The organism is Burkholderia sp. Ed8 (assembly GCF_040761425.1).
Lineage (GTDB): Bacteria > Pseudomonadota > Gammaproteobacteria > Burkholderiales > Burkholderiaceae > Burkholderia > Burkholderia seminalis.
This window is the reverse complement of record NZ_CP142889.1, coordinates 363034-384400: the sequence shown is the minus strand read 5'-3', so window position 1 is coordinate 384400 and position 21367 is coordinate 363034. Positions and strand designations below refer to the sequence as shown.

9 protein-coding genes are annotated in these 21367 nt (G+C 68.6%); 2 read left to right on the top strand and 7 right to left on the bottom strand.

The window, feature by feature from the left end:
• Window positions 1–13: 13 nt before the first annotated feature.
• The 7 genes from VXM69_RS35955 to VXM69_RS35925 all read right to left on the bottom strand — a co-directional run bounded on the left by VXM69_RS35955 (window position 14) and on the right by VXM69_RS35925 (window position 16980).
• Window positions 14–4036 carry a cytochrome P450 gene (locus tag VXM69_RS35955; RefSeq protein WP_367190732.1) on the bottom strand — a complete coding sequence of 1341 codons (4023 nt, stop codon included), beginning with the start codon at window positions 4034–4036 and terminating at the stop codon, window positions 14–16.
• Window positions 4033–9990, bottom strand: coding sequence for an SDR family oxidoreductase (locus tag VXM69_RS35950; RefSeq protein ID WP_367190731.1), 5958 nt, complete (start codon window positions 9988–9990; stop codon window positions 4033–4035). Before VXM69_RS35950 ends, VXM69_RS35955 begins: the two co-directional genes overlap by 4 nt.
• A gap of 75 nt (window positions 9991–10065) precedes the next feature.
• Window positions 10066–11658: an acyltransferase domain-containing protein gene (locus VXM69_RS35945; protein ID WP_082744757.1), complete on the bottom strand. Its 1593-nt coding sequence runs from the start codon at window positions 11656–11658 to the stop codon at window positions 10066–10068.
• Window positions 11640–13067 (bottom strand): TolC family protein, encoded by a 1428-nt coding sequence (locus tag VXM69_RS35940; protein ID WP_367190730.1) that lies wholly within the window; start codon window positions 13065–13067, stop codon window positions 11640–11642. Before VXM69_RS35940 ends, VXM69_RS35945 begins: the two co-directional genes overlap by 19 nt.
• A complete protein-coding gene (locus VXM69_RS35935) occupies window positions 13068–15290 on the bottom strand; it encodes a peptidase domain-containing ABC transporter (RefSeq protein ID WP_124608251.1) in 2223 nt (740 codons plus the stop codon).
• A gap of 11 nt (window positions 15291–15301) precedes the next feature.
• Window positions 15302–16573, bottom strand: a complete 1272-nt coding sequence (locus VXM69_RS35930) for an HlyD family efflux transporter periplasmic adaptor subunit (protein WP_034190059.1) — start codon at window positions 16571–16573, stop codon at window positions 15302–15304.
• Window positions 16574–16737: 164 nt separating this feature from the next.
• Window positions 16738–16980, bottom strand: coding sequence for a hypothetical protein (locus VXM69_RS35925; RefSeq protein WP_034190058.1), 243 nt, complete (start codon window positions 16978–16980; stop codon window positions 16738–16740).
• A gap of 1401 nt (window positions 16981–18381) precedes the next feature.
• On the opposite strand from VXM69_RS35925, the gene VXM69_RS35920 reads away from it, so the two are divergent.
• Both VXM69_RS35920 and VXM69_RS35915 read left to right on the top strand, forming a co-directional pair.
• Window positions 18382–20079: a M4 family metallopeptidase gene (locus VXM69_RS35920; protein WP_367190729.1), complete on the top strand. Its 1698-nt coding sequence runs from the start codon at window positions 18382–18384 to the stop codon at window positions 20077–20079.
• Between the two features lie 411 nt (window positions 20080–20490).
• Window positions 20491–21333: a hypothetical protein gene (locus VXM69_RS35915; protein WP_059561077.1), complete on the top strand. Its 843-nt coding sequence runs from the start codon at window positions 20491–20493 to the stop codon at window positions 21331–21333.
• Window positions 21334–21367: the final 34 nt, after the last annotated feature.

The window sequence follows — 21367 nt, the reverse complement described above, 5'->3', positions numbered from 1 at the left end:
CTCCCCTTTCCGTTCAAAGAACCGGCGCGGCCGCGGCCCGCGTGCCGGTCGCGCCGGCCAGCCGCGCATCGCGCAGATCGGCGATCGATGCGCCGCCGCGATCGGCGATCGCGAAGCGGCCGTCCGGATAGCGCAGCAGCAATTCGGCGTCGGCGGCGCACGCGGCGCCGAATGCGATGCCGCCGATGCGCCACGTGCGCGGCGGCTCGCCGTCTGCGGGCCACGCGCCGAGCAGCACGCGCAACACGTTCTCCAGATGATTGACCGGCAGCCATACCTGCGGGGACGGCGCCGCGTCGCGCGCGTCGCCGTCGCCCGGCGCGCGCCACAACGCATCGGCGTCGGCGGCCCTGACCTGCGCGATGCCGCCGCGCCAGTCCGCGTCGGGCAGCAGGTCGCCGCGCCAGATCGCGCACACGGCCGGCCGGACCGCATCGTCCTGCCCGTCGTGCGGCAGCGGCACCGTCGTCCCCGCGGGCGGATGACCGCGGTACACGAACGTCGCATCGAGCAGCACGCGGCCGGCGAGCGACGCGCACCGCACCGTCACGTGCCAGCCGTCGCCGGCCGTGCGGCCGGTCACGTCGGTGTCGAGCGCGAGGTCGCCGTGCGCATCGAGCGCGTCGGCGAGCGCATCGAGCGCGATCGTCACGTCGGCGGCTTCATGCAGGTAGGCGCGCTCGCCGTCGGGCGGCGCAACCCAGTCGGCCACGACGCGCGCGTGCTCGAGCAGCAGCGACGCGGGCACCGCCGCGCGGCCGCCGAAGCGGAATGCGCGCGTATAGGGCGCGCCGGCCGCGCGATAGCGCGTCGAGAAAAACGCGAACGGCCGGAATCGCCGCGGCTCGCCCGCGTGGTGCCGGCGTGTCGCCAGCTCGCCGAGATTCGGCAAGCCGTCGACCGCATCGAAGCCGCGAAGCTGGATCGGCGTCAACGCACGGCCGACGGCGCCCATGTACATCGGTTCGCCGCCGCCGGGCGCCCCGGGCAGCGTGGGCGGCGCGAGTTCCGCCAGCCAGTGCCGGACGCCGTCGGCGATGCGCATCGGCGTCACGTAGCGCCGCGTGACGGCGAGGTTCGTGATCATGCCGACGCCGTCCCACGTTGGCCAGACGAGCGTCTTCACGTCGCGCCCGGGCGCATCGCGGCGCGCCCACCAGCCGAGCCGCGCGAGCGCCTCGTTCGCGGCCGCGTAGTCGGTCTCGCCCGTCATGCCGCCCCAGCGGCCGGTCAGCGAGCCGACGTTGACGAAGCAGTCGACACGCGGCCGCTCGCGCACGGCCGCGTACAGATTCATGAAGCCGAGCACCTTCACGCGCGCGGTACCGACGAATTCGTCCGCGGACTTGCGCGGCAACCGCACCGGCTGGTCGATGCCGGCGTTGTGGATCACGCCACGCAGCCGCGCGCCGAAGGCGTCGCACAACGCGCGCACGGCGTTCGCATCGGTCACGTCGCATACCGCGTAGCGTACCGGCAGGCCGAGCGCGGCCGCGGCGTCGAGCGACGCCTTCAGCTCGCGGCGCCGTTCGAGTTGCTGCAGCGTATGCCGGATCGCCTTGGGCGGCCGCTCCGGCGTCGCCTGGCGCAGCAGGTCGAGCCCGTAGCGCCTGAAGCCCGCATCGTCGAGCGCGAGCCACGGCTCGTCGCCGGCCGGCGGCGCTTCGCGACCGGTGACGATCACCGTGCAGCGATACTGCTTCGCGATCTCGCAGGCGGCCAGGAACCCGATACCGCGTGCGCCGCCCGAGAACAGCACGACATCGTCGGGCCCCCAGTCGGGCGCCGCTTGCGCCGGCAGGTCGTCGCGGGTCGCGACGAGCGTGTGGCGGCGCCCGTCGCGATGACCGACCTCGAAGCGCCCCCAGCGATACAGCTCGCGTGCGATCAACCCGTCGACGCGGCCGGTTTCGTCCGGCGCGATGTCCAGCACGCGCACGTTGCAGTTCGGCAATTCCTGCGGCAGCGTCTTCGCGAGCCCCGCCCACAATCCGCCGAGCGGCTGGACGAGCGTGTCGTCGCCGTATCCCATCAGTCCATCCAGCCAGGTCACGGCGAGATAGAACAGCCGCGACGTCGCTTCTTCCTGCACCCAGTCGCCGTAACACGCCTGCAGCAACGCGACCGTGCGGCGCAGCGGCGCTTCCCACTGATCGCGCACGTCGAGCGAGAACGGTGCCTCGACGCCGAGATCGACGATCCCGTCGAACGGACCCGACTGGGCGACGAACGCGTTCGCGGCCGCCGCCGGATCGACGCCGTCGGCGGGGGCGAACACCGCGGGCTTCGCGCAGGCGCGCGCGAGCGCCGCCACCACGCGCTCGGCCGTGCGGCCGAGGCCGTTGACGATCGCGATCCGCTTGCCGCTCAGTTCGGCCGCCGGCCGTTCGGGCAGCGGTTCGATCTCGACCGGCCGCCACGTGAAGCGGTGGGTCGGTGCGCCGTCCTCGTCTGCTTCGACGTCCATGCCGCGCCGGGCTTCGGGTGCCATCGCGTCGCGTTGCAGAAACGCCCACACGTCGGGCGCCAGCGCCGGTCCGGCAGCAGGCCCGGGCGCGGCCGGCGCCGCCACGCTTGCCGTCCGCTCGCCGCCGGCCGTCGCTGCCGGCGCGCCCGTGAACGGACACGCCGTGCCGCGCGAAGCCGGCACCTGCACGTCGCGCCCGGCAGGCGCCGCGCTCGTGCGTTCGCGCGATCTCGGCCGGGCGACCAGCTGAATGCCGTCACGCGGGCGCAGCGAAATCGTCGCGCCCGTGTCGAGCGAACGACCGGGCACCGCGCTCAGATCGACGTGCTGCGCGACCACCGCGATCAGCACGCGGATCTGCAGCAGCGCGGTCTGATAGCCGATGCACTTGCGCATCCCGCCGCCGAACGGAAAGTACGCGTACTTGTGCCGCGTCGGCGCGTGCGATCCGAAGTTCTCCGGATCGAATGCGTCCGGGTTGGCCCACAGCGCCGGATGACGATGCGTGACGTACGGCGACATGAATACCGACGAACCGGCCGGCACGTGATAGCCGCCGATCTCGTCGTCGTCGACCAGATCGCGCGTGAAGCCCCAGATCGGCGGATAGAGCCGCAGGATCTCGTCGACGGTCTGCACCAGATACGGCAGGCGCGCGATGTCGTCTGCCGTGGGCGCGCGACCGCCGAGCACCGCATCGAGCTCCTCGCGCAGCCGCCGCAGCACGTCCGGATGCTGCGCGAGCGCATAGAGCCCCCACGCCATCCCGCTGCCGGTCGTTTCGTGGCCGGCCAGGAACACCGTCATCACCTCGTCGTGCACCTCGCGCTCGGTCAGCGGCGCGCCCGTGTCGGGGTCGCGCGCGGCGAGCAGCAGCGCGATCACGTCGCTCGTGTCGCAGCGTCCCGCGCGATGCTCGGCGACGATCGCATCGACGATCGTGTCGATCCCGCGGCGCGCGCGTGCGATCCGGCGGTTGAACGGCGTCGGCATCCAGCGCGGCACGAAATCGTTCATGTTGCCCTGCGGCATCATCGCCTCGATGCCGAAGCGCACCGCCGGCCCGACCTCGTCCGCGTGCCGCGAGATGTCCGCGTTGAACAGCATCAACCCGAGCATGCGCAGGCTCACGCGCATCATCTCCTCGACGGCGTCGAACGGCGCGTGCGCGGGCCGCTTCAGCCAGCGCTCGACGAGCGCGAGCGCCGCGTCGCCGACGGCGGCCGTATGCGCTTCCACCTGCTTGCGGTGAAAGAGCGGCTGCACGACGCGCCGGTGACGCCGCCAGAACTCGCCGTCCGTCGTCAGCAGTCCGTCGCCGAAGAACATCTTGAAGTTGTCGTAGAAGCGGCCGCGCACGTAGTTGCGGTGATTGTCCTGCAGCACGTGCTGGACGCCGTCCGGATGCGCGAGCGCATGCGTGAGAAACGGGCCCAGCCGGTTGCGGGCGATGTCGCCGTACTGCTGCTGCAGCTTCAGCAGCATCGTGACGGGATTGCGCTTGTATTCCGCGAGATTGCCCATCACGACGCTGCCGCGCGGGCCGGGCGCGAGACGCTTCGTGCTCATGCCGACACCTGTTCGGAAGCCGCGGGCGCGGCGAGCCGCGCATCGATCTCGCCGCGCGTGGCGAACGCGCCGGTCACGCGGTGCACGTAGCCGGTCACGATGCCCGTCACGTCGCGCATCTGCATCACGATGCGGCCGTCCGGGCGCACCGCGACGAACCGGTTGCCGCTGCTCGCCGGCCCTTCGAGCGCGAAGGCGCGCGGCGTCACGCGCAGCGCGATCGACGCATGGCGCGCCGCCAGCTCGCAGTCGTTGCCGGCTTCGTACAGGTCGATGCGGCCGATCGACATCGGCGCCGCGAGCGGGATGTAGTCGCCGGCGACATGATCGAGCGCCGCCACGCGTGCAAGACCGTCGAGCAGGATGCTCGGCACCACGAAGCGCGAGAACACCGGATCGCCGTCCGGCACGTTCAGCCGGAAGCGCGCCTGCTTGCCCGTTTCGCTCATGCCGGTGTCGGTCGTCGACACGAACATGCCGGTCAGTCTCACCGGCGCCGCGTCGAAGTGATACGGATCGGCGACGGGCACAAACGTCCCGCCCGGCGGTTCGCTCCACACCGGTGCCGGCGCGTAGGCCGCAGCCAGGCGCACGGTGATCTCGAAGTGCGGCTTGTCGCGCACGAGCACCTGGCCGCCGGGCGCCAGCACATCGCCGGAGATCCGCACGTGCACGAGCACGGCGTCGCCGTCGCGCGCGGCGATGCGCGCGTGGATGCGCTTCGCGCTCGGCCGCTTCGCATCGTAGACGCGCAGGAAGTGCAGGAACGCCGCGTCCGCGAATCCGACGACCTTGAGCCCCGGCACGAGCCGCAGCGCGGCCTCGGCGGCCACTTCGGGCACGAACGTGCCCGGCAGCGTCGGAAAACCGTTGACGACGTGATGCTGCAGATACGCATCGCGCTCGAGATCGAACACGCGCTCGAAGCTCACGCTGTCGCCGGTGCGCGCCAGCTCGCGGCCGAGATAGAAATCCGGCTCGCGCGGCGTGGCGACGTGCGGCGCCGCTTCCGCTTCGTCGAGTTCGAAGTAGCCGGGCAGGTGCGTCTCGATCGCCCGTCGCTCGGCCTCGCCCAGATGCACGGACATCGCCGCGCGCTCGCCGAGACCGAGTTCGCGCATGAAATGATGCTGCCCTTCCGCGGTGCGCATGCTCGTGAACAGGCCGCTCTTCTCGAGAAACGCGCGCGTGACCGGATTCGAGCCGAGCCCCACCGAGCGCCACAGCGTCCAGCCAATCGTGAATTCGTCGTGGCCGAGCGCCGCGCGGTGATACGACGCCTGCGTGTTCAGGAAGTCGTTGCCGGACGCGTAGTCGGTTTCGCCGGCCTGGCCCGTCAGGCCGATGAACGACCCGAAGTTGCACCACAGGCGAGGCTGCCGGGCGCCGAACGCGCCGCGCAGGTTCCAGTAGCCGCGCACCTTGATGTCGCGCACCGCGACGAAATCGTCCAGCGACTTCACGAGCACCGATGCGGAACGGTTCAGTCCGGCCGCGTTGACCAGCAGGTCGACGCGCGGTTCGCGCGCGAGAATCGTGTCGATGGCCGTGCGCACGCTGCCGGGGTCCATCACGTCGGCGCGCAGGTACGTCACGCGATGCGCGCCGCAGAAGGCGCGCATCGCCTCGATGTTCATGCACGCCGTGCGCGCGTCGGCACGCCGCTCGAACGCGCGGATGATCGCCGGCAGCGGCTGCTCCGGATGCCGTGCCTTCTGCTGGCGAATGTAATCGGGGCGGGTCTTCGCGAATGCTTCGTCGTCCATCGTGAGCAAGTCCGCGTCGACCTCGTCGAGCGCGCTGCTGCCGATCAGGTACAGCGTCGGGCGCACGTGCGCGGCCAGCGTCTTCATCAGCTCGCCGGTGATCCCGCGTGCGCCGCCGACCGCGACGACGACCGCGTCGGGCCCGAGCGCCAGGCGCTCGTCCGCGCGCAGCTCGCCCGCGTCCTCGATCACGCGCGGCGTGCGGCGACGCCCGCCGCCCAGTGCGACGACCGGCAGCCAGTGACGCGCGCCGCTTTCATGCTCGGCGTCGCGCAGCGCATCGGGCAGCGAGCGGGCATCGGTCAGCACGGCCACCGGGCGCGCTTCCGGCATCTCGATCGCCAGCGCCTTCACGAGGCCGGTGTAGAGCCCGGCATCCGGATGCGGCACCTCGCCCGCGAGCGCATCGAGCAGCAGCGCGACGAAGCTGCCGTCGCGCTTGAGTGCCGCATGGCAACGCTTGATCGCGAGGAACGCGAGATCGTGCAGCGCGAGCCGCGCGGGCGCGGCCGGCGCCGCGGTGCCCGAGGCGAGCGTGCCGGCATCGAGCGACGTCAGCACGCGCACGTGGCCGATGTCGTCGGGCAGCCCGTCGAGCACGGTTTCGTCGATTCGCTCGATCCAGTGCCAGCCCGGCCGGCTCGCGGCGAACGGACGCGTCGACAACACCACGCAGCCGGGGCCCGGATCGGCCTGTGCCGCGAGCGCTTCCGGCAGGTCGGTGACGATCACGCAACGCGGCGCGATGAACGGCGTCGATCGTCCCGCGGGCCGCCACGGCGCATCGCGCCATTCGATCCGGTATCGTGCGACGCCGAGCGGCTCGCCGTCGGCCGCGACGCCGGTCCGGCGCAACGTGCCGGGCAGCAACGTCCCGGGCCCGACGGGTGCGGCAGCCGGCGCCGGCTGCACCGGCGCGGCTACAACTGCGGCTTGCGGTTCGCGCGGGGCGGCCGCCTGCGCGGCGGCCGGCTCGCAGGCGACGTGCAGCGCATAGCGCGGCCGGTCGCCGCCGCTGTCGCGTGCCAGCGTCACGTCGGGGGTACGCGCAACGATCGCGCGCAGCACGTCGATCGCCGCATCCGCGCCTGCGTACGTGACCGCGCGGCCCGTCGCATCGCAAGGCGCGGCCGGCTCGACCGCGGCCCGCGCGTCGCCGCCGCCGACCACCGCGAGCACCGGCAGCCCTTCGGCCTGCGCGTGTCGCACGGTCGTCACCGCGAACAGCACGATACCCTCCGCGAGCGGCAGCCCGAATGCCGGACCCACCTCCTCCGCGGCGTTGCCGTTGATCCCGCCGACGATCGCCATGTCGAGTTCGCCGCTGCACAGGAACCGCTCGGCCGCCTCGAACGCGGCGAGCGTCGATGCGTGGCCCGCGTCCACCGTCATGTTCATCCCGTGCAGATCGTGGTAATTGGCGACGCGCGCCGGGATCACGTTCGGCATCATCCCGGGAAACGAGTTTTCGGTGGTCGGCGCGACGAGCCGCTGCGTCGCGTCGCGCAAGCCGTCCAGCAGGCGCTCGGTCGTCGCGCGCTCGTCCGGCCGCGTCGCGTCGAGCACCGCCGCCGCGATGTCGTCGAGATAGCAGCGGCTCGCATACAGCGCCGCGTTACGTGTGGGCCCCATATGTCCCATCACGAGCCCGATCGTGTCCGCATGCTCCTGCCAGAACGTGCCGAGACGTTCGCGCAGATCGTGCGCGGCATCGAGCGCCATCAGCTGGCAGCGATCGAGCGCGCGCAACACGGCCGGCGGCATCTTCACGCGCGCGAAGCTCGGCAGCGGATAGCCGATCCCGAAGCTCGCGTCCGGCGCGCGGCCTTCGCCACGCAGCCAGGCCGCGACCTCGGCGTCGCCGTCGAGACCGGGAAACTTCGCGGACCATCCGACGATCGCCAGCGGTTCGCGCTTGAAGCGGCCGCTCGCGCCGCCGGCGGGCAGATCGGCGCGGTACTCCGACACGATCAGGTGGCCGTTCGTGCCGCCGAAGCCGAAACCGGACACCGCCGCGACGCGCGCCGAATCGCGCCGGACCGGCCACGCCACCGGCGCCACCGGGATCCGCAGGCTCGTGCCGCCGAGTTCGAATTCCGGCGGCGGTTCGCTGAAGCGATGCTGGGGCGGGATGACCTCGTGGCGCAAGCCGAGCAGCACCTGGATCACCGATACGACGCCCGCCGCCCAGCCCGTATGGCCGACCAGCGACTTGTTGGAGGTCACCTGCACCGGGCGATCGCGCCGGATCGCGTCGCGCAGGCTCTGGAATTCGGCGAGATCGCCGGCCGGCGTGCCGGTGGCATGCGCCACGACCCAGTCGACGTCGGCGGGCACCGTCGCGGTGCGCGCATACGCGCGGTCGATCGCGATGCGCTGGCCGGCCGAATTCGGCGCGTAGATCGCCTTGCCCTTCCCGTCCGACGACGAGCCGAACGACTTCAGCACGCCGAGAATGCGGTCGCCGTCCGCGCGCGCGCGCGCCAGGCGCTTCAGGATCACGACGCCCGCGCCGTCCGCGAACAGCACGCCGTCGCAGTTGCGATCGAGCGGCCGCACCTCGCCGCTGCGCGACAGCCCGTGCAGCTTCGAAAACAGGATCGAGCCGCGCGGTGCGAGCGCGAACGCACCGCCGCACGCGACCACGTCCTGCTTGCCGAGCAGCAGCGCCTTGATCCCGAGATCGATCGAATACAGCGACGACGAACACGCGGTGTCGACCATCATGTATTCCGCATCGTCCGGCAGCACGCCCTTCATCGCGTTCAGACCGACACGGTGCGGGAAGAACGACGCAAGATCGCCCGCGCCGCGCGCATAGCGCGCGCTCAGCACCGCATCGATCGCGGCCACGCGGCGCGCGCGCTCGGCCGCGTCGACGCCGGCGTCGGCCAGCACCGCGTTCAGGCGCTCGCGCGCGGCGGCCAGCACCATGCCTTCCTCGAGATGCTGGCTGCCGTCCGCCGTGTAGCCGACCAGAAACGCGACACGATCGGCGTCGCGCAGCGTCACGCCGTCGAGCGCCTGGCACAGTGCGTGGCGCAGCCACAGCGTCGTGAGTTCGCGCGGCGCGGTGCCGGCGTCGAGCTCGGCGCGCACCGTCGAGCACGGCTCGAACTGTTCGATGAAGACCGAGCGCGACTGGTAGCTCTTGTCTTCCGCCGACGTATCCGGCGAGTAGAACGAGCGGTAGTCCCACCGATCCGGGGGCACGTTGCCGAACAGCTCGGGGCCGTCCAGTAGCGCGCGCCAGAATGCGTCCGGATCGCTTGCGCCGGGCAATGCGAGACCCATGCCGACCACGGCGATGTCGTCGCTGTCCGGTGCGTCGTCGGCAGCGGCGGCCGTACGGGCAGCCGGTTGCGCGACGGCAGCGGCCGCATCCAGCCCGGCGGTCGCCCAGTCCGCGCGCGGCGACAATCCCTCGCTGCACAGCGACAACCCGCCATCCGCGACGACCACCTGTCCGGTAATCCAGCGCGCGGCATCCGACGCGAGAAACACGACGAGATCGGCAAGATCCTCCGCGCGCGCGAGCCGCTTCAGCGGGGTCGCCGCGATGCTCGATCGCTTCGTGTTCTCCGGGTCCGGAAACTGCGCGGCGACGTCGCCGTCGATCAGCGTCGACGATGCGCCGTTCACCCGGATCTGGCGCCCCGCGTACTCGACCGCGAGATAGCGCGTCAGCGATTCGAGTGCCGCCTTCGCGGTGCCGACGACGAGATAGTTCGCGGGCACGAGCGTCGCGCCCACCGACGACACGTTGACGATCGCGCCGCCGCCCGAGCGCGCCATCAGCGCCGCGGCACGGCGCGCGCACCAGAACGCGCCTTTCAGGTTGGTGTCGAGCGCGCGATCGAAATGCTCGGCGCCGATCTCGTCGACGCCGAGCAGCGCGCCGGACGCCGCATTGTTGACGAGCACGTCGAGGCGGCCGTAGCGCCGTTCGATCTCGTCGAACATCCGGTCGACCTGCGCCTGCTGCGCGACCGACGCTCGGATCACGTCGACGGTCGCGCCGAGCGCGCGCAGTTCCTCGGCCGTCTCCTTCGACGCGTCGAGCGAATGGAAGAAATTCAGGATCACGTGCGCGCCCTGCTCGGCGAAACGCCTGCAGATCGCCTTGCCCACGTTTTTCGCACCGCCCGTCACGAGAACGAGCTTGCCGCGCATGCTGGTATTCGACATGGATCGCCTGCCTATCGAGAACTTGTGATTACGGGCAGGGCCCCCCCTGCCGACCAACGTTTCGGCGCGCGGCCGTCAGGCGAGCGCCTTTCCCTGGTTTTCGTAGACGAAATCGACGATCTGCCCCATCGCCTTGAAGTCGCCGCTGCGGAAATTCGCGGGCAGCGGCGGCAACGCATAGCGCGCCGTGATGCGCTGGATGATCTCGGTCTGCTTGACCGAGTCGATACCGAGTTCGGCTTCGAGCTCGATCGATTCGGAGAACACCTCGGCCGGATATTCCATCGCCTGCGCGTAGATATCGACAAGCTCCGAGAACAGCCGCTCGCGCGGCACGTGCGCGGGCCGCGCCGCGGCAACCGCCGCGGGCGCCCCCTCACTCGGCGGCGCCGGAACCGGCGCCAGCGCCGCTCCACCCACTGCCGCGAGGCGCGGCGCGGGCGCGAGAATCGGGTCCGGCTGCGGCGCGAGTGGCGTCGCCGTCGGTGCGGTGCCTGCCGGCACCGTGCCCGCCGCGTCGAACGCGTGACGCAGTTCGCCCTTGAGCCAGTCGACGATGTGCGGTCCGCGCGCTTGCCAGAACGCGTCGAAGCCGGAGCCGGCGTTGCCGATGCGAATATCGTCCTTCATGATGCTGTCCTCCTGGAAATAACGGGTGATCGTCGTGACGACGCTCGATTCCTCTGCCACGCTCGTCGGGCCGCCGAACGTCCTGACCGCGCCCGGCCCGGCGATGCGCACGACGATGCGCGCCAGCGCATTGAGCGCGCCGCACTCGACGTAGCGGGCGATGCCGTCCGCGCGCGCGGCGCGAATCGCGTCCGCGAAGCGCACCGGCATCACGAAATGCGACGCGAGCCGCATGCCGGGATCGTCGGCGCCGCTATAGCGGCGGCCGAGGATCGGCGAATACACCGGAATCGCGAGTGCACCGGGTCGATAGGCGGCAAGCCGCGCGGCGAACTGCGCGCGCGCGCCGGCCAGGTCGGGGTGATGAAAGCCATACGGAGACCGGAGCGTCTGTGCGGTCACGCCGCGCGCCGCGCAGGCCGCGACGAAACCTTCCAGCGCGTCGCGCGGGCCGGACACGACGGTCTGCGACGCGTGGTTCTCGACCGCGATGCAGACGTTGCGCACCCCGTGCGTGATCGCGCTCGCGTCGATCAGCGCGAGTGTCGCGTCGGCGCCGGCCGAAATCGCGGCCATCATGCCGTCGGCCGGCGCCGCGGCCTGCAACGACGCAATCCGGTCGCACACGATGCGCGCGCCCTGCTCGATCGAATACACGCCGCCGCACACCAGCGCCGCGATTTCGCCGAAGCTGTGTCCGATCAGCAGGTCGGGGACGACGCCGCGTTCGCGCAGCACGCCGAACATCCCGACCGATGCGCCGAAGATCCCGAGCTGCAACAAGTCGGGCGCCTCGCGCAGCCACGTATCGAGCCCCGCATCGTCGCGCCACAGCGCGCCGGTCAGCGGCTGGCCGAGCCGCTCGCTCGCGACCGCGTCGATCGCGTCGAGCGTCTGCCGCACGCCGCGGTGTTCTCGCCCGAGTTGCCGCAACGCGCCCGCATAGAACGCCCCTTGTCCCGGGAACAGGAACGCGCAGCCGCACGCTTGCGCGTCGCCCACGTTCGGCCCGGTACCGTTCAACTCGCGTCGTTCCATAATCCCAACCTCCCAAGGCTCTCGGCCAGCTTCAGTCTCGCGGTCCGCCACCTCGACACCGCGAGCACGCGCTGCCGGCGCGCATCCGCGAGCGCCGACTGCGCATTCAGCAGTTCCGTGAACGTGCCGACCCCGGCCTTGTAGCGGCCTCGGGCGATGTCGAGCGAATGCAGCGCGGTGTCGAGCAGATGCTGCGAGTTGTCGAGGTTCGTCGTGTCGGTTTGCAAGCTCTGGTAGCTCTTCCACACGTCGAGCGACACCTTGAGTTCGGTACTGCGCACATCGGCTTCCTGCGCATCGGCCTGCGCCTTCGCCTGCGCGATGCGATACCCGGATGCGAATCCCTCGAACAGCGGAATCGAAACCTGGATGCCGATCGAGTTGCTGTGACTGCTCCGCAACTGGAACAGCGACGGCTGCTGCTGGTACGACGGGTTGTTGCGCGAGAGGCTGCCCATCAGCGAAATCGTCGGCAGCGACTGGGCGCGCACCGCGCGGATCTGGTCGCGCGCCGCTTCGAGCCGCTCGCGGGCGGCGATCAGTTTCGGGTGATCGCGCTTCGCTTCGGCGATCAGGTTCGCGACGCCGCGCGTGAAATCGTCGCGATCGGGCGACGGTTCCGCGTCGGCGATCCGCAGCGGCGTGTCGGCGTCCGCGCCGAGCGTCGTCGCGAGCGTGCCGATCGCGTTCTGCAGGTCGCCCTCCGCGCTCACGCGGTCGAGCAGCGCCTTGCGATAGGTCGTCTGCGCCTGCAACGCGTCGCCGAGCGTGCCGGCGCCGCCGTCATGCCGCGCGCTTGCCTCGGCCAGGCTCTCCTGCGCCGCATGTTCGACCGCCTGGGCGGCCTCGAGCGCCGCCTGCGCATCGCGCAGCGCATAAAACGCCTGCGCCGCGTCGAAGAAGACGCTCTGCAACGCGTCGTCGTGCGCCGCGTTGGCCGCGCGCAGCAACGCGCGCGCACGATCGAGGTTCGCGCCGCGCTTGCCGAAATCGAACAGCACCCAGCTCAGGTTGAGCATGCCGTAACGGCTGGTGCTGCGCTGATCGCCGGAGAATCCGCCCGTATAGGTCGTGTTCACGTTGTCGCGCTGGATCCCGGCCGTCGCGTTCAGCGTCGGCAGGTACGCGGCCTTCGACACGCCGACCTCGGCCGTCGCCGCGCGTGCATCCGCCCACGTGCGGCTCAGTTGCGGATGGGAGCAGATCGCGAGCAGGATCGCGTCCTCCAGCGCGAGCGGCCGGTCGTCGAGGCGCCGTGCGCCGCACGCGGTGGCCGATGCCATCGACCCGGCCTGCGTCGCCGCGACGTCGTCGCGCGTGCGATAGATGTCGAGCATCTGCGCGCTCGCGGGCAGCGCGGCGGCCAGCGCAACGGCGGTCAGCACGACGGCGAATGATCGCTTCATCATCTAGCGCCCCGCCACCGGCTCTACCGGCCCGGCATCGTGCGGTGCCGGCCGCGACGCGGCCGGCACGCCGGCATGCGACTTCGCCGCGACCGCCGCGCGCATCGCCGCGGTCGACTGATCGAGCACGACCTTCCCGCCCTGCAGCATGATGACGCGCTGCGCGGACGCGATCGTCTCCGGCCGGTGCGCGACGATGAGCCGCGTCATCGCGAGCTGCGTGACGGCCGCATTGACCTGCATCTCGCGCTGAATGTCGAGATGGCTCGTCGCTTCGTCGAGCACCAGGATGCGCGGCCGCTTGTACAGCGCGCGCGCCAGCAGCACGCGCTGCTTCTGGCCGCCGGACAGCACGGTGCCCATGTCGCCGACGAGCGTGTTGTAGCCCATCGGCATCGCCGCGATGTCGTCGTGCACGGCCGCGATGCGCGCGCACTCGGCGACCCAGTCCGGGTCCGCTTCCGGATCGAAGAAGCTGATGTTCTCCGCGATCGACCCCGCGAACAACACGTCGTCCTGCAGCACCGTGCCGACCAGCGCGCGCAGCCGCTCGATGCCGAGCCTGGCCACGTCGAGCCCGCCGATGCGCACGGCGCCGCCCGTCGGCTCGTGAATCCCGAGCAGCACGCTGATCAGCGTCGTCTTCCCGCAACCGGACTGCCCGACGATCGCGACCGATTCGCCGGCCGCGATCGTCGCATTGACGCCGTCCAGCACCAGCGGCTCGCCGTCCGCATAGCGGAACGACAGCCCGTCGATCTCGATGCTCGCGTCGAGCGTGTCCGCCTCGCCCGGCACGCTGCGCAGGCTCGCGTCGGGTTCCGCTTCCGCGAACACGATGTCGGCCAGCCGCTCGCCCTGCAACTGCAGCATCTTGACCTCGAAATACTTGTCGATCAGGCTGCCGACCCGGCTGTCGAACTGACTCTTGTACGCGTTGAACGCCATCAGCACGCCGACCGTGAACTGGCCGTCCATCACCATCCGCGCGCCGAGCCAGATGACCAGCACGTTCTCGATGCCGAACAGCAGCCCGTTGAGCTGCTGATAGAAGATCTGCAGCTTCTGCACGTGCAGGCTCGCGTTCACTTGCTCGACCAGCAGCGTGATCCAGCTCGCGCGCCGCTCCGTCTGGCGGTTGAACAGCTTGATCGTCTTCACGCCGCGCACCGTCTCGAGGAAATGGCTCTGCTGCTTGGCCGCGTGCACGATCTGGTCCTCCGTCGCGCGCCGCAACGGGCCGTACCACATCCATCGGACAAGCGCGTACAGCGCCATCGTCGCCAGCGCGACGAAGCCGAGCGTGCGGCTGTAGACGAACATCATCGCCAGCGTGACGAGCGTCATCAGCCCGTCGATCACCGCGCCGAGAAACGACGTGGTCAGCGTCTGCTGGATCGTGTCGATCGAGCCGAAGCGAGACACGACGTCGCCGAGATGGCGGCGTTCGTAATAGCGCACCGGCAGGCTCAGCAGATGCGTGAACACGTTCGCGCGCCACTGGATGTTGAGCGTCACGCCGACATACATCAGCGCCCACGCGCGAATCGCGCCGGTCGCTTGCTGCATCAGCAGCAACAGGCCGAAGCCGAGCGCGAGCACCGTCAGCAGGTCGCGATCGGCGCTGACGATCACTTCGTCGATCACCCATTGCAGGAAGAACGGCTGCACGAGCATGAAGACTTCGAGCGCGATCGCCAGCACCAGGATCTGCGCGAGCGAGCGCGACAACCCCGACACCGGGCCCAGCAGTTCGCGCAGCCTGACCGCCGGCCGCGCCGCGCGCGGCGCGAAGCCGGCGTTCGGCCACAGCTCCAGCGCGACGCCGGTGAACGCGCGCGAGACATCGGCGAGCGATACCTTGCGAATACCGTGCGACGGATCGTGGATCGTCGCGGTCTTGCCGTTCACTTCCTTCAGCACGACGAAGTGGTTGAAATTCCAGTGCAGCAGGCACGGCAGGCGCAACTGGCCGAGCTGCGCCAGGTCGAGCTTCACCGCGCGCGTGCCGAGCGACAGGCGCTGCGCGATCTCGATCACGCGCCCGAGGCCCGCGCCTTTCAGCGAAACGGGAAACTGCGCGCGCAGCGTCGCGAGATCCACGTGATGGCCGTGATAACCGGCCACCATCGCGAGACATGCGATGCCGCATTCGGCCGCTTCGGTCTGCAGGACCATCGGCAGCTTGCGGCCGAGGCCGAACGAGAGTCGATCGAGTAATCGCATGCGTGCGCCCGTCAGAGTTTGCCGGTCAGGCTGTAAAGCGGCTCGAGCACCCATTCGTACAGGCGCCGGCGTTCCTGCAGGATGTCCGCCTGCAACGTCATGCCGGCCTGCAGCGGCTGCTGCGCGCCGTATGCGGTGACGTGCTGGGCGTCGAGCGCGACGATCACACGGTAGAACGTCGCGTCGCGCCCCTCGCCCGGGGTCGCCGCCGGGCCGCCGTCGTTCGCGAGTTCGGCCGCCGACAGCGCCGTGCGCGCGATCGACACGACCGTGGCCCCGTACTGGCCGAATTTCTGATAGGGGAATGCCTGATAGCGGACCAGCACCGGCTCGCCGGCCCGCACGAAGCCGATCGCCGTGCTCGGCACGAACAGGTGCGCCTGCCAGCGCGCGCCGCCCGGCACGACACTCGCGAGCGGCCGCGACGTATCGACCGACTGGCCGACGTCCGCGATCGCGGCCGTGACGATGCCCGCCTCCGGCGCGGTGACGACGATCCGGCGCTTCGCCTCGCTTTCGATCAGGTTCTGGTCGACGTCGATCACGTTGCGGTCGATCTGCGCGAGCTGGTTCTGCTGCTTGAAGCCGAGCCCCGACAGTTCGTTGCTCGCCTCGGTGAGCGACTGAAGCGTCGATGCACGGTCGCGCAGCAGCCCGTTCAGCTTCGACTGCTGGTCGAGCAGGTCGGCCTCGCGCTGCTGTGCCTGGTCCTTCGAGATGTAATCCTGCGCGAGCAGGCGGCGATAGCGCGTGGCGCCGTCGGCCGCGATCGACGTGCGCAGCCGCTGGGCCGCGAGTTGGTCGTCGATTTGCGCGAGCGCGCCTTTCAGATTGGCGATCTTCGCGCGCAGCGTGTCGCGCTCGTCCTGCTGCAGGCTGCGGGTCTTGTCCATTTCCGCGAGCAGGGATGCCTTGCGCTGCCGCGCCTGCGCGATCAACGCGGCCTGCGTCGCACCTTGCGCCGCGCTTTGCAAGTCGGTCGACACCGTGTAGAGCGTCTGCCCGCGCGTCACGCGCTGCCCTTCCTTCACGTCGCGCTCGACGACGATGCCCGGCTGCAATGCATAGACCTTGACCAGGCCCGCATCCGGCATCACCACACCGGAGACCGTCGTGCGCCGCGTATACGTACCGAACGTGAAGAACAGCACCACGCAGGTGGCCATGACCATCGCGGCGACCGTCAGCAGCGTCATGGACAGAGGGTGCACGAGCACGATGTCGCCCAGCACCCGCATGCGCCGAGCCTGTGCCGCTTCAGAACGAAAAAGACCGAACTCCATTTTCACCAACGTGTCGCCCAATATCGGTATCGGCGTCCATTCCGCTTCCACGCGTCGGAACAGGCAAAAGCGATCCGGTATACATGGAAGACCCGTGCATACCGGATCGTCAGTTCCATCATCGGGAGACGCGGCCGCTACCGCGTCGCCTCAATGCAGGCAACTCAGTACTGCGGGCCGCCGAACAGGCCGTCCAGCAGGTTCACCGCGGCGGTCGTGATCGTCTCGCCGATGTTGTATGCCTGCTTGACCGGTGCGGCGAAGATGCCGAACGTCAGCGCATTGCCGATGCTCTCCGCGGTGCTGCCGCCCCATTCGATGATGTTGCCCAACGCCGACGGGATGCCCGGGCCGCTGTAGTAGCCGCCGGAAACTTGTGCGATTTCCTGTTGATTCAGTTCTTGCATTGCATTTCTCCAGTTTCAAATTGCTAGATAATCCATCTAGCGGGGCATCGAACAACGCCGCGATTGCGACGCAGATCAACACGTTAAATAGATTTAAACTTTCGAACGACGCGACATATCGACCAATCCGAATTAAGCCCTTGCATCAATCCTGCTCAAACGGCGCATAAAATCCCGGCGGCCGAGATCAATCGGTCGACCTTTCACCGTAATCGGCAACCGGACGGTAATTCATCGGCGCTATACGAGCACTCCTCGTCCCGTCCGGCATCCGTCTGAAAGACGTCGAGTAACGGACGTACAGGTGCCCCCGTGCATGGATGCCGCGGCACCCGCACGTCATGGAGTACGAAATTTCAACGAGAACGACTGCCCGAACGAGGATCGACCGAGAATAATCGCGCACTAAATGCCGCTCACCTAATCAACGAAATGTCATTGAATGGCGGGTCGGCATCAGATTTCACCGCAGTTTTTTTACAGCACTGAATCCGACGGGCCAATGATCCGTCACTTTGCCGGCGCTCTTTGTACGATACCGCACCATCGGGCAAACCCGATATTTTGCGGATATTTGCTCTTTTTTATTGATAATTCCGAGCTTGCCTGCTGCGATTGAATGCCCTCAGTTGATTCTGGAAAGCTCGTGTCTCCACGGTCGATCCGTCGCTCCCTTGCAAGCATCGAGCCGTCGGCCGGATAAACCCGGCCACCCGCGCCCGCGGCGGTGCGCCGCCCGCTTCGACGAAGCAGCCACCGGCAGCGGCTATGTTTGGGCCGGTCCCGGCAAGCCTGTCGCCGGCCTCGATATCCGTCACACGATCAGTCCGGCAGCAGCTTGCACGACCGGGATTACCCGCCATCGGGTCACGATCAACACGGCATCAAAATATCTGACGGCCTCACGTTCAAAATTTCGCTACGTAGCGGGCGTCCTCCCAAATCTCAACGTGGATTCAAAGTCTTCTCCATCAAAAAACTGAAATATCTCAATCATTATTCATGCTCGCAAATTCAGTACCAAATGAAAACAATCAAAACCGACGTTTAATAAATCAAGTTTCTGCGGCCGCTTTCAATCCGCTCCACTTCGCTCATTCCTCCCGACCCACGTCGAGCCGCGTCCCGCGCCGCGCTGAGCGTCACGAGACGCCTCGCAGTCATCCACCGCCGATGCAATGCCGGCGAGGCCTCCGATGAAGCCGACAAGATCATTTCAAATCCATCACCAAATCATGACTTGATTAACGATAGCGATATGAAAATTTAATCCAACCGGAAATATCTTGTAATTATAAAAACCACCCTCTAGCATGCCTCTGCTGTTCGCGACATGTCTTGTATGGAAGTCTTCACTTGATTCATTCCTCGAACAAACCCATTCATAATCTGGGGAATTACATGAAGAAACTGTCTCGACTGCTGCCCGTCACCGCGATTACCGTCGCGAGTCTCAGCGCTTTTGCCCAGGCCGGCGACCCGTCGGCCGCGGTCGACAAAGCGCTGCAACTGATCCAGCAGAACCCGTCCGCCTTCAGCCTCGCCACCGGCGGCACGGTACGCACGTTGAAGTTCGCGGGGCCGCAGGCGAACGCGCCGGCGGACGGCGATCAGTTCCAGGTACGCGACGTGATCGTCGATCCCGACGGCACCGAGCACGTGCGCTTCGACCGCTTCCACGCGGGCCTGCCCGTGATAGGCGGCGACGTTGTCGTCCATTCGCGCAACGGGCAGTTGAAGCAAGCGAGCCTGACCCAGCCCGCGCCGATCAATCTCGCCGCCACGATCGGCAAGGTCGGAAACCGCGCGGTGGTACGCAACGCACCCGATGTCGGCGTGTCCAGGGCCACGCGCATCGCGGCCGCGCGTTTCAACTCGGACGTACGCCGTGTCGATGACGCGGAACTCGTCGTGTTCGCGCGCGACGTCGCGCCGGTTCTGGCCTACGCGGTGCGCGTATACGGCAAGGCCAGCGAAGCGCACGGCGATGCGGTGCTGTACTACGTCGACGCACGCACCGGCACCGTGCTCGACGCGCAAGACCTGATCAAGACCGCCGCCGCGACCGGCACCGGCCGCTCGCTGTACTACGGCAACCTGACGCTCACCACGGACCAGACCGGCACGAACGCGTACCGGATGCTCGATCCGGGCCGCGGCAGCGGATCGGTCTACGACGGCCGTGGGCTGAGCTCGGACGATGTCGAGCAAGCGACCGACCTGCCGATCTTCACGAGCAGCACGAACGTGTGGGGCAACAACACGACGACCGACCGGCAGACGGTCGCCGCGGACATCGACTACGGGCTCGCGTTGACGTGGGACTACTACAAGACCACGCACAACCGCAACGGCATCTTCAACGACGGCCGCGGCGTGAAGAGCTACGCTCACGTGGTCTTCAACACCGGCAGCGGCACGACCGGCGCGAACGCGGCCTGGCTGTCGTCGCACGTGATGGTGTATGGCGACGGCGATCCGGGCACTCGCCTGCCGAAACCGGTCGTTTCAGTCGACGTCGCCGGACACGAGATGAGTCACGGCGTGACCGAGGCCACCGCCAACCTGAACTATTCGGGTGACGCGGGCGGCCTGAACGAATCGACGTCCGACATTTTCGGCACGCTCGTGAAGTACTACGCGAACAACCCGAACGATCCCGGCAACTACGTGATCGGCGCGCGCGTGGTGAGCGGCGGCCTGCGCAAGATGTACAAGCAGGATCTCGACGGCCGGTCGTTCAGCTGTTACCCGTCCGGCGGCTTCTCGTGGTCGAATCCGCGCCACGATCCGCATTTCATGTCGGGCGTCGGCAACCGCTTCTTCTACCTGCTGTCGGAAGGCCCGTCGGTGCCGTCGACCGACACCGGCCTGTCGAAGGCGCAACTGGTCTGCAACGGCGACACGACCTTCAGCGGCCTCGGCCGCGAGAAGGCCGGCAAGATCTGGTACCGCACGCTGACCGTGTACCTGAACGCCAACTCGAGCTACCCGAACGCGCGACGGGCGTCGATCCAGGCGGCGAACGACCTGTATGGCGCGAACTCGGCCGAAAGCGCAACGGTCGCGCGGGCCTGGAGCGCGGTCGGGGTGAATTGACGGTGCGTGCGTGAACCCGTCGAACGTCGGGCGATCGCGCAGCCGTCCTTCGGTCCTTCGCATCGAAGGCTGGCCGGACGCGGTCACGCGACGTTCACGCGAACGACGGGGACCGTTGCCGGTCAACCGCCTGCGATTCTCGGGCGGTTGACCGGCGGATCATTGCAGAGGCGTCGACGCGGCACCGTGACCGAAGCATCCGCCCAAGCAGACGACACGTTCGTTCAACCCATTGCGCTGCCCCGCCGGCCCGCCGCCCGGCATCGTCCGGGTTCATGCCATGCTGGCGATACGCCGGCAACGCGCTATATTCTCGTCCGAGCAGGACGACGCGCTCGCCTCCGCGGAAGACGCCCGTCCGGCCATCGCCGCATGCTCCGACGTGCTTCCTCACCCAGCGAGAACGAAAAAATGGACCACGCGCAGTACTTCAGCCAAAGCTCGATCCAGGCCGCGAATCTTCGCCTGCACTATCTGTCGCAGTTGCTGCGCGAGCAGACCGGCTCGATCGTCCAGTACGGCATCCTTCGCGGGTTTCCGATCGGCTTCAGTCACTGGGCGGAAGTCGCGGTCGGCGGCTACCTGCTCGGCACCTATGAAATTGCCGTCTGCGCGATCCTCGAGGCGCTCGGGTCACCCGACAAGGTGCTGGTCGATCTCGGGGCCGCCGACGGGATCTTCGGCATCGGCCTGGTCCGGAACAACGTCTTTGCCCGCAGTCTGTGCTTCGAGATGGACGAGCAGCGCCGCCAAGCCATCCAGCACCGCGCCGCGGAGATGGGGCTGGCGGATCGCGTCGCGGTCTACGGCAAGGCCGATCGCGACCTGCCGGCGATCCTGTCGGAGCGCGGCGGCGCGCCGGCCGAACGCGTCATCCTGTGCGATATCGAAGGCGCGGAATTCGACCTGTTCGACGACACGCTGCTGGAACAGCTCTCCGGCAGCCACGTGATCATCGAGATCCACGATTTCCTGCTGTCCGACCCGGAGCAGGCCGCCCGCGCATTCGACGAATTGAGCCAGCGCGCGAGCCAGCATTTCCACGTGTACGAGATCCGCGACGGATTGCGGGACATTCGCAATATCCCGCTGCTGCGCCACTGGTCGGACTGGGACGCCTGGCTGATGTGCGTCGAGGCGCGCTACCGGATGATGCGATGGCTCTGGCTCGAACCGAAAAGCCAGCCGCCGCGCGCCACGCAGGACATCGATCGCCTGATCCTCGACTACCAGCGCCGGATCTTCGCCGCCTGACGCATCCGCGCCGGCACGTATCGGCCTACTGCAT

Coding starts and splice junctions, on each gene's coding strand:
- VXM69_RS35925 (WP_034190058.1), bottom strand. CDS start 16,980: ATGCAAGAACTGAATCAACAGGAAATCGCACAAGTTTCCGGCGGCTAC.
- VXM69_RS35935 (WP_124608251.1), bottom strand. CDS start 15,290: ATGCGATTACTCGATCGACTCTCGTTCGGCCTCGGCCGCAAGCTGCCG.
- VXM69_RS35930 (WP_034190059.1), bottom strand. CDS start 16,573: ATGGAGTTCGGTCTTTTTCGTTCTGAAGCGGCACAGGCTCGGCGCATG.
- VXM69_RS35940 (WP_367190730.1), bottom strand. CDS start 13,067: ATGATGAAGCGATCATTCGCCGTCGTGCTGACCGCCGTTGCGCTGGCC.
- VXM69_RS35955 (WP_367190732.1), bottom strand. CDS start 4,036: ATGAGCACGAAGCGTCTCGCGCCCGGCCCGCGCGGCAGCGTCGTGATG.
- VXM69_RS35950 (WP_367190731.1), bottom strand. CDS start 9,990: ATGTCGAATACCAGCATGCGCGGCAAGCTCGTTCTCGTGACGGGCGGT.
- VXM69_RS35915 (WP_059561077.1), top strand. CDS start 20,491: ATGGACCACGCGCAGTACTTCAGCCAAAGCTCGATCCAGGCCGCGAAT.
- VXM69_RS35920 (WP_367190729.1), top strand. CDS start 18,382: ATGAAGAAACTGTCTCGACTGCTGCCCGTCACCGCGATTACCGTCGCG.
- VXM69_RS35945 (WP_082744757.1), bottom strand. CDS start 11,658: ATGGAACGACGCGAGTTGAACGGTACCGGGCCGAACGTGGGCGACGCG.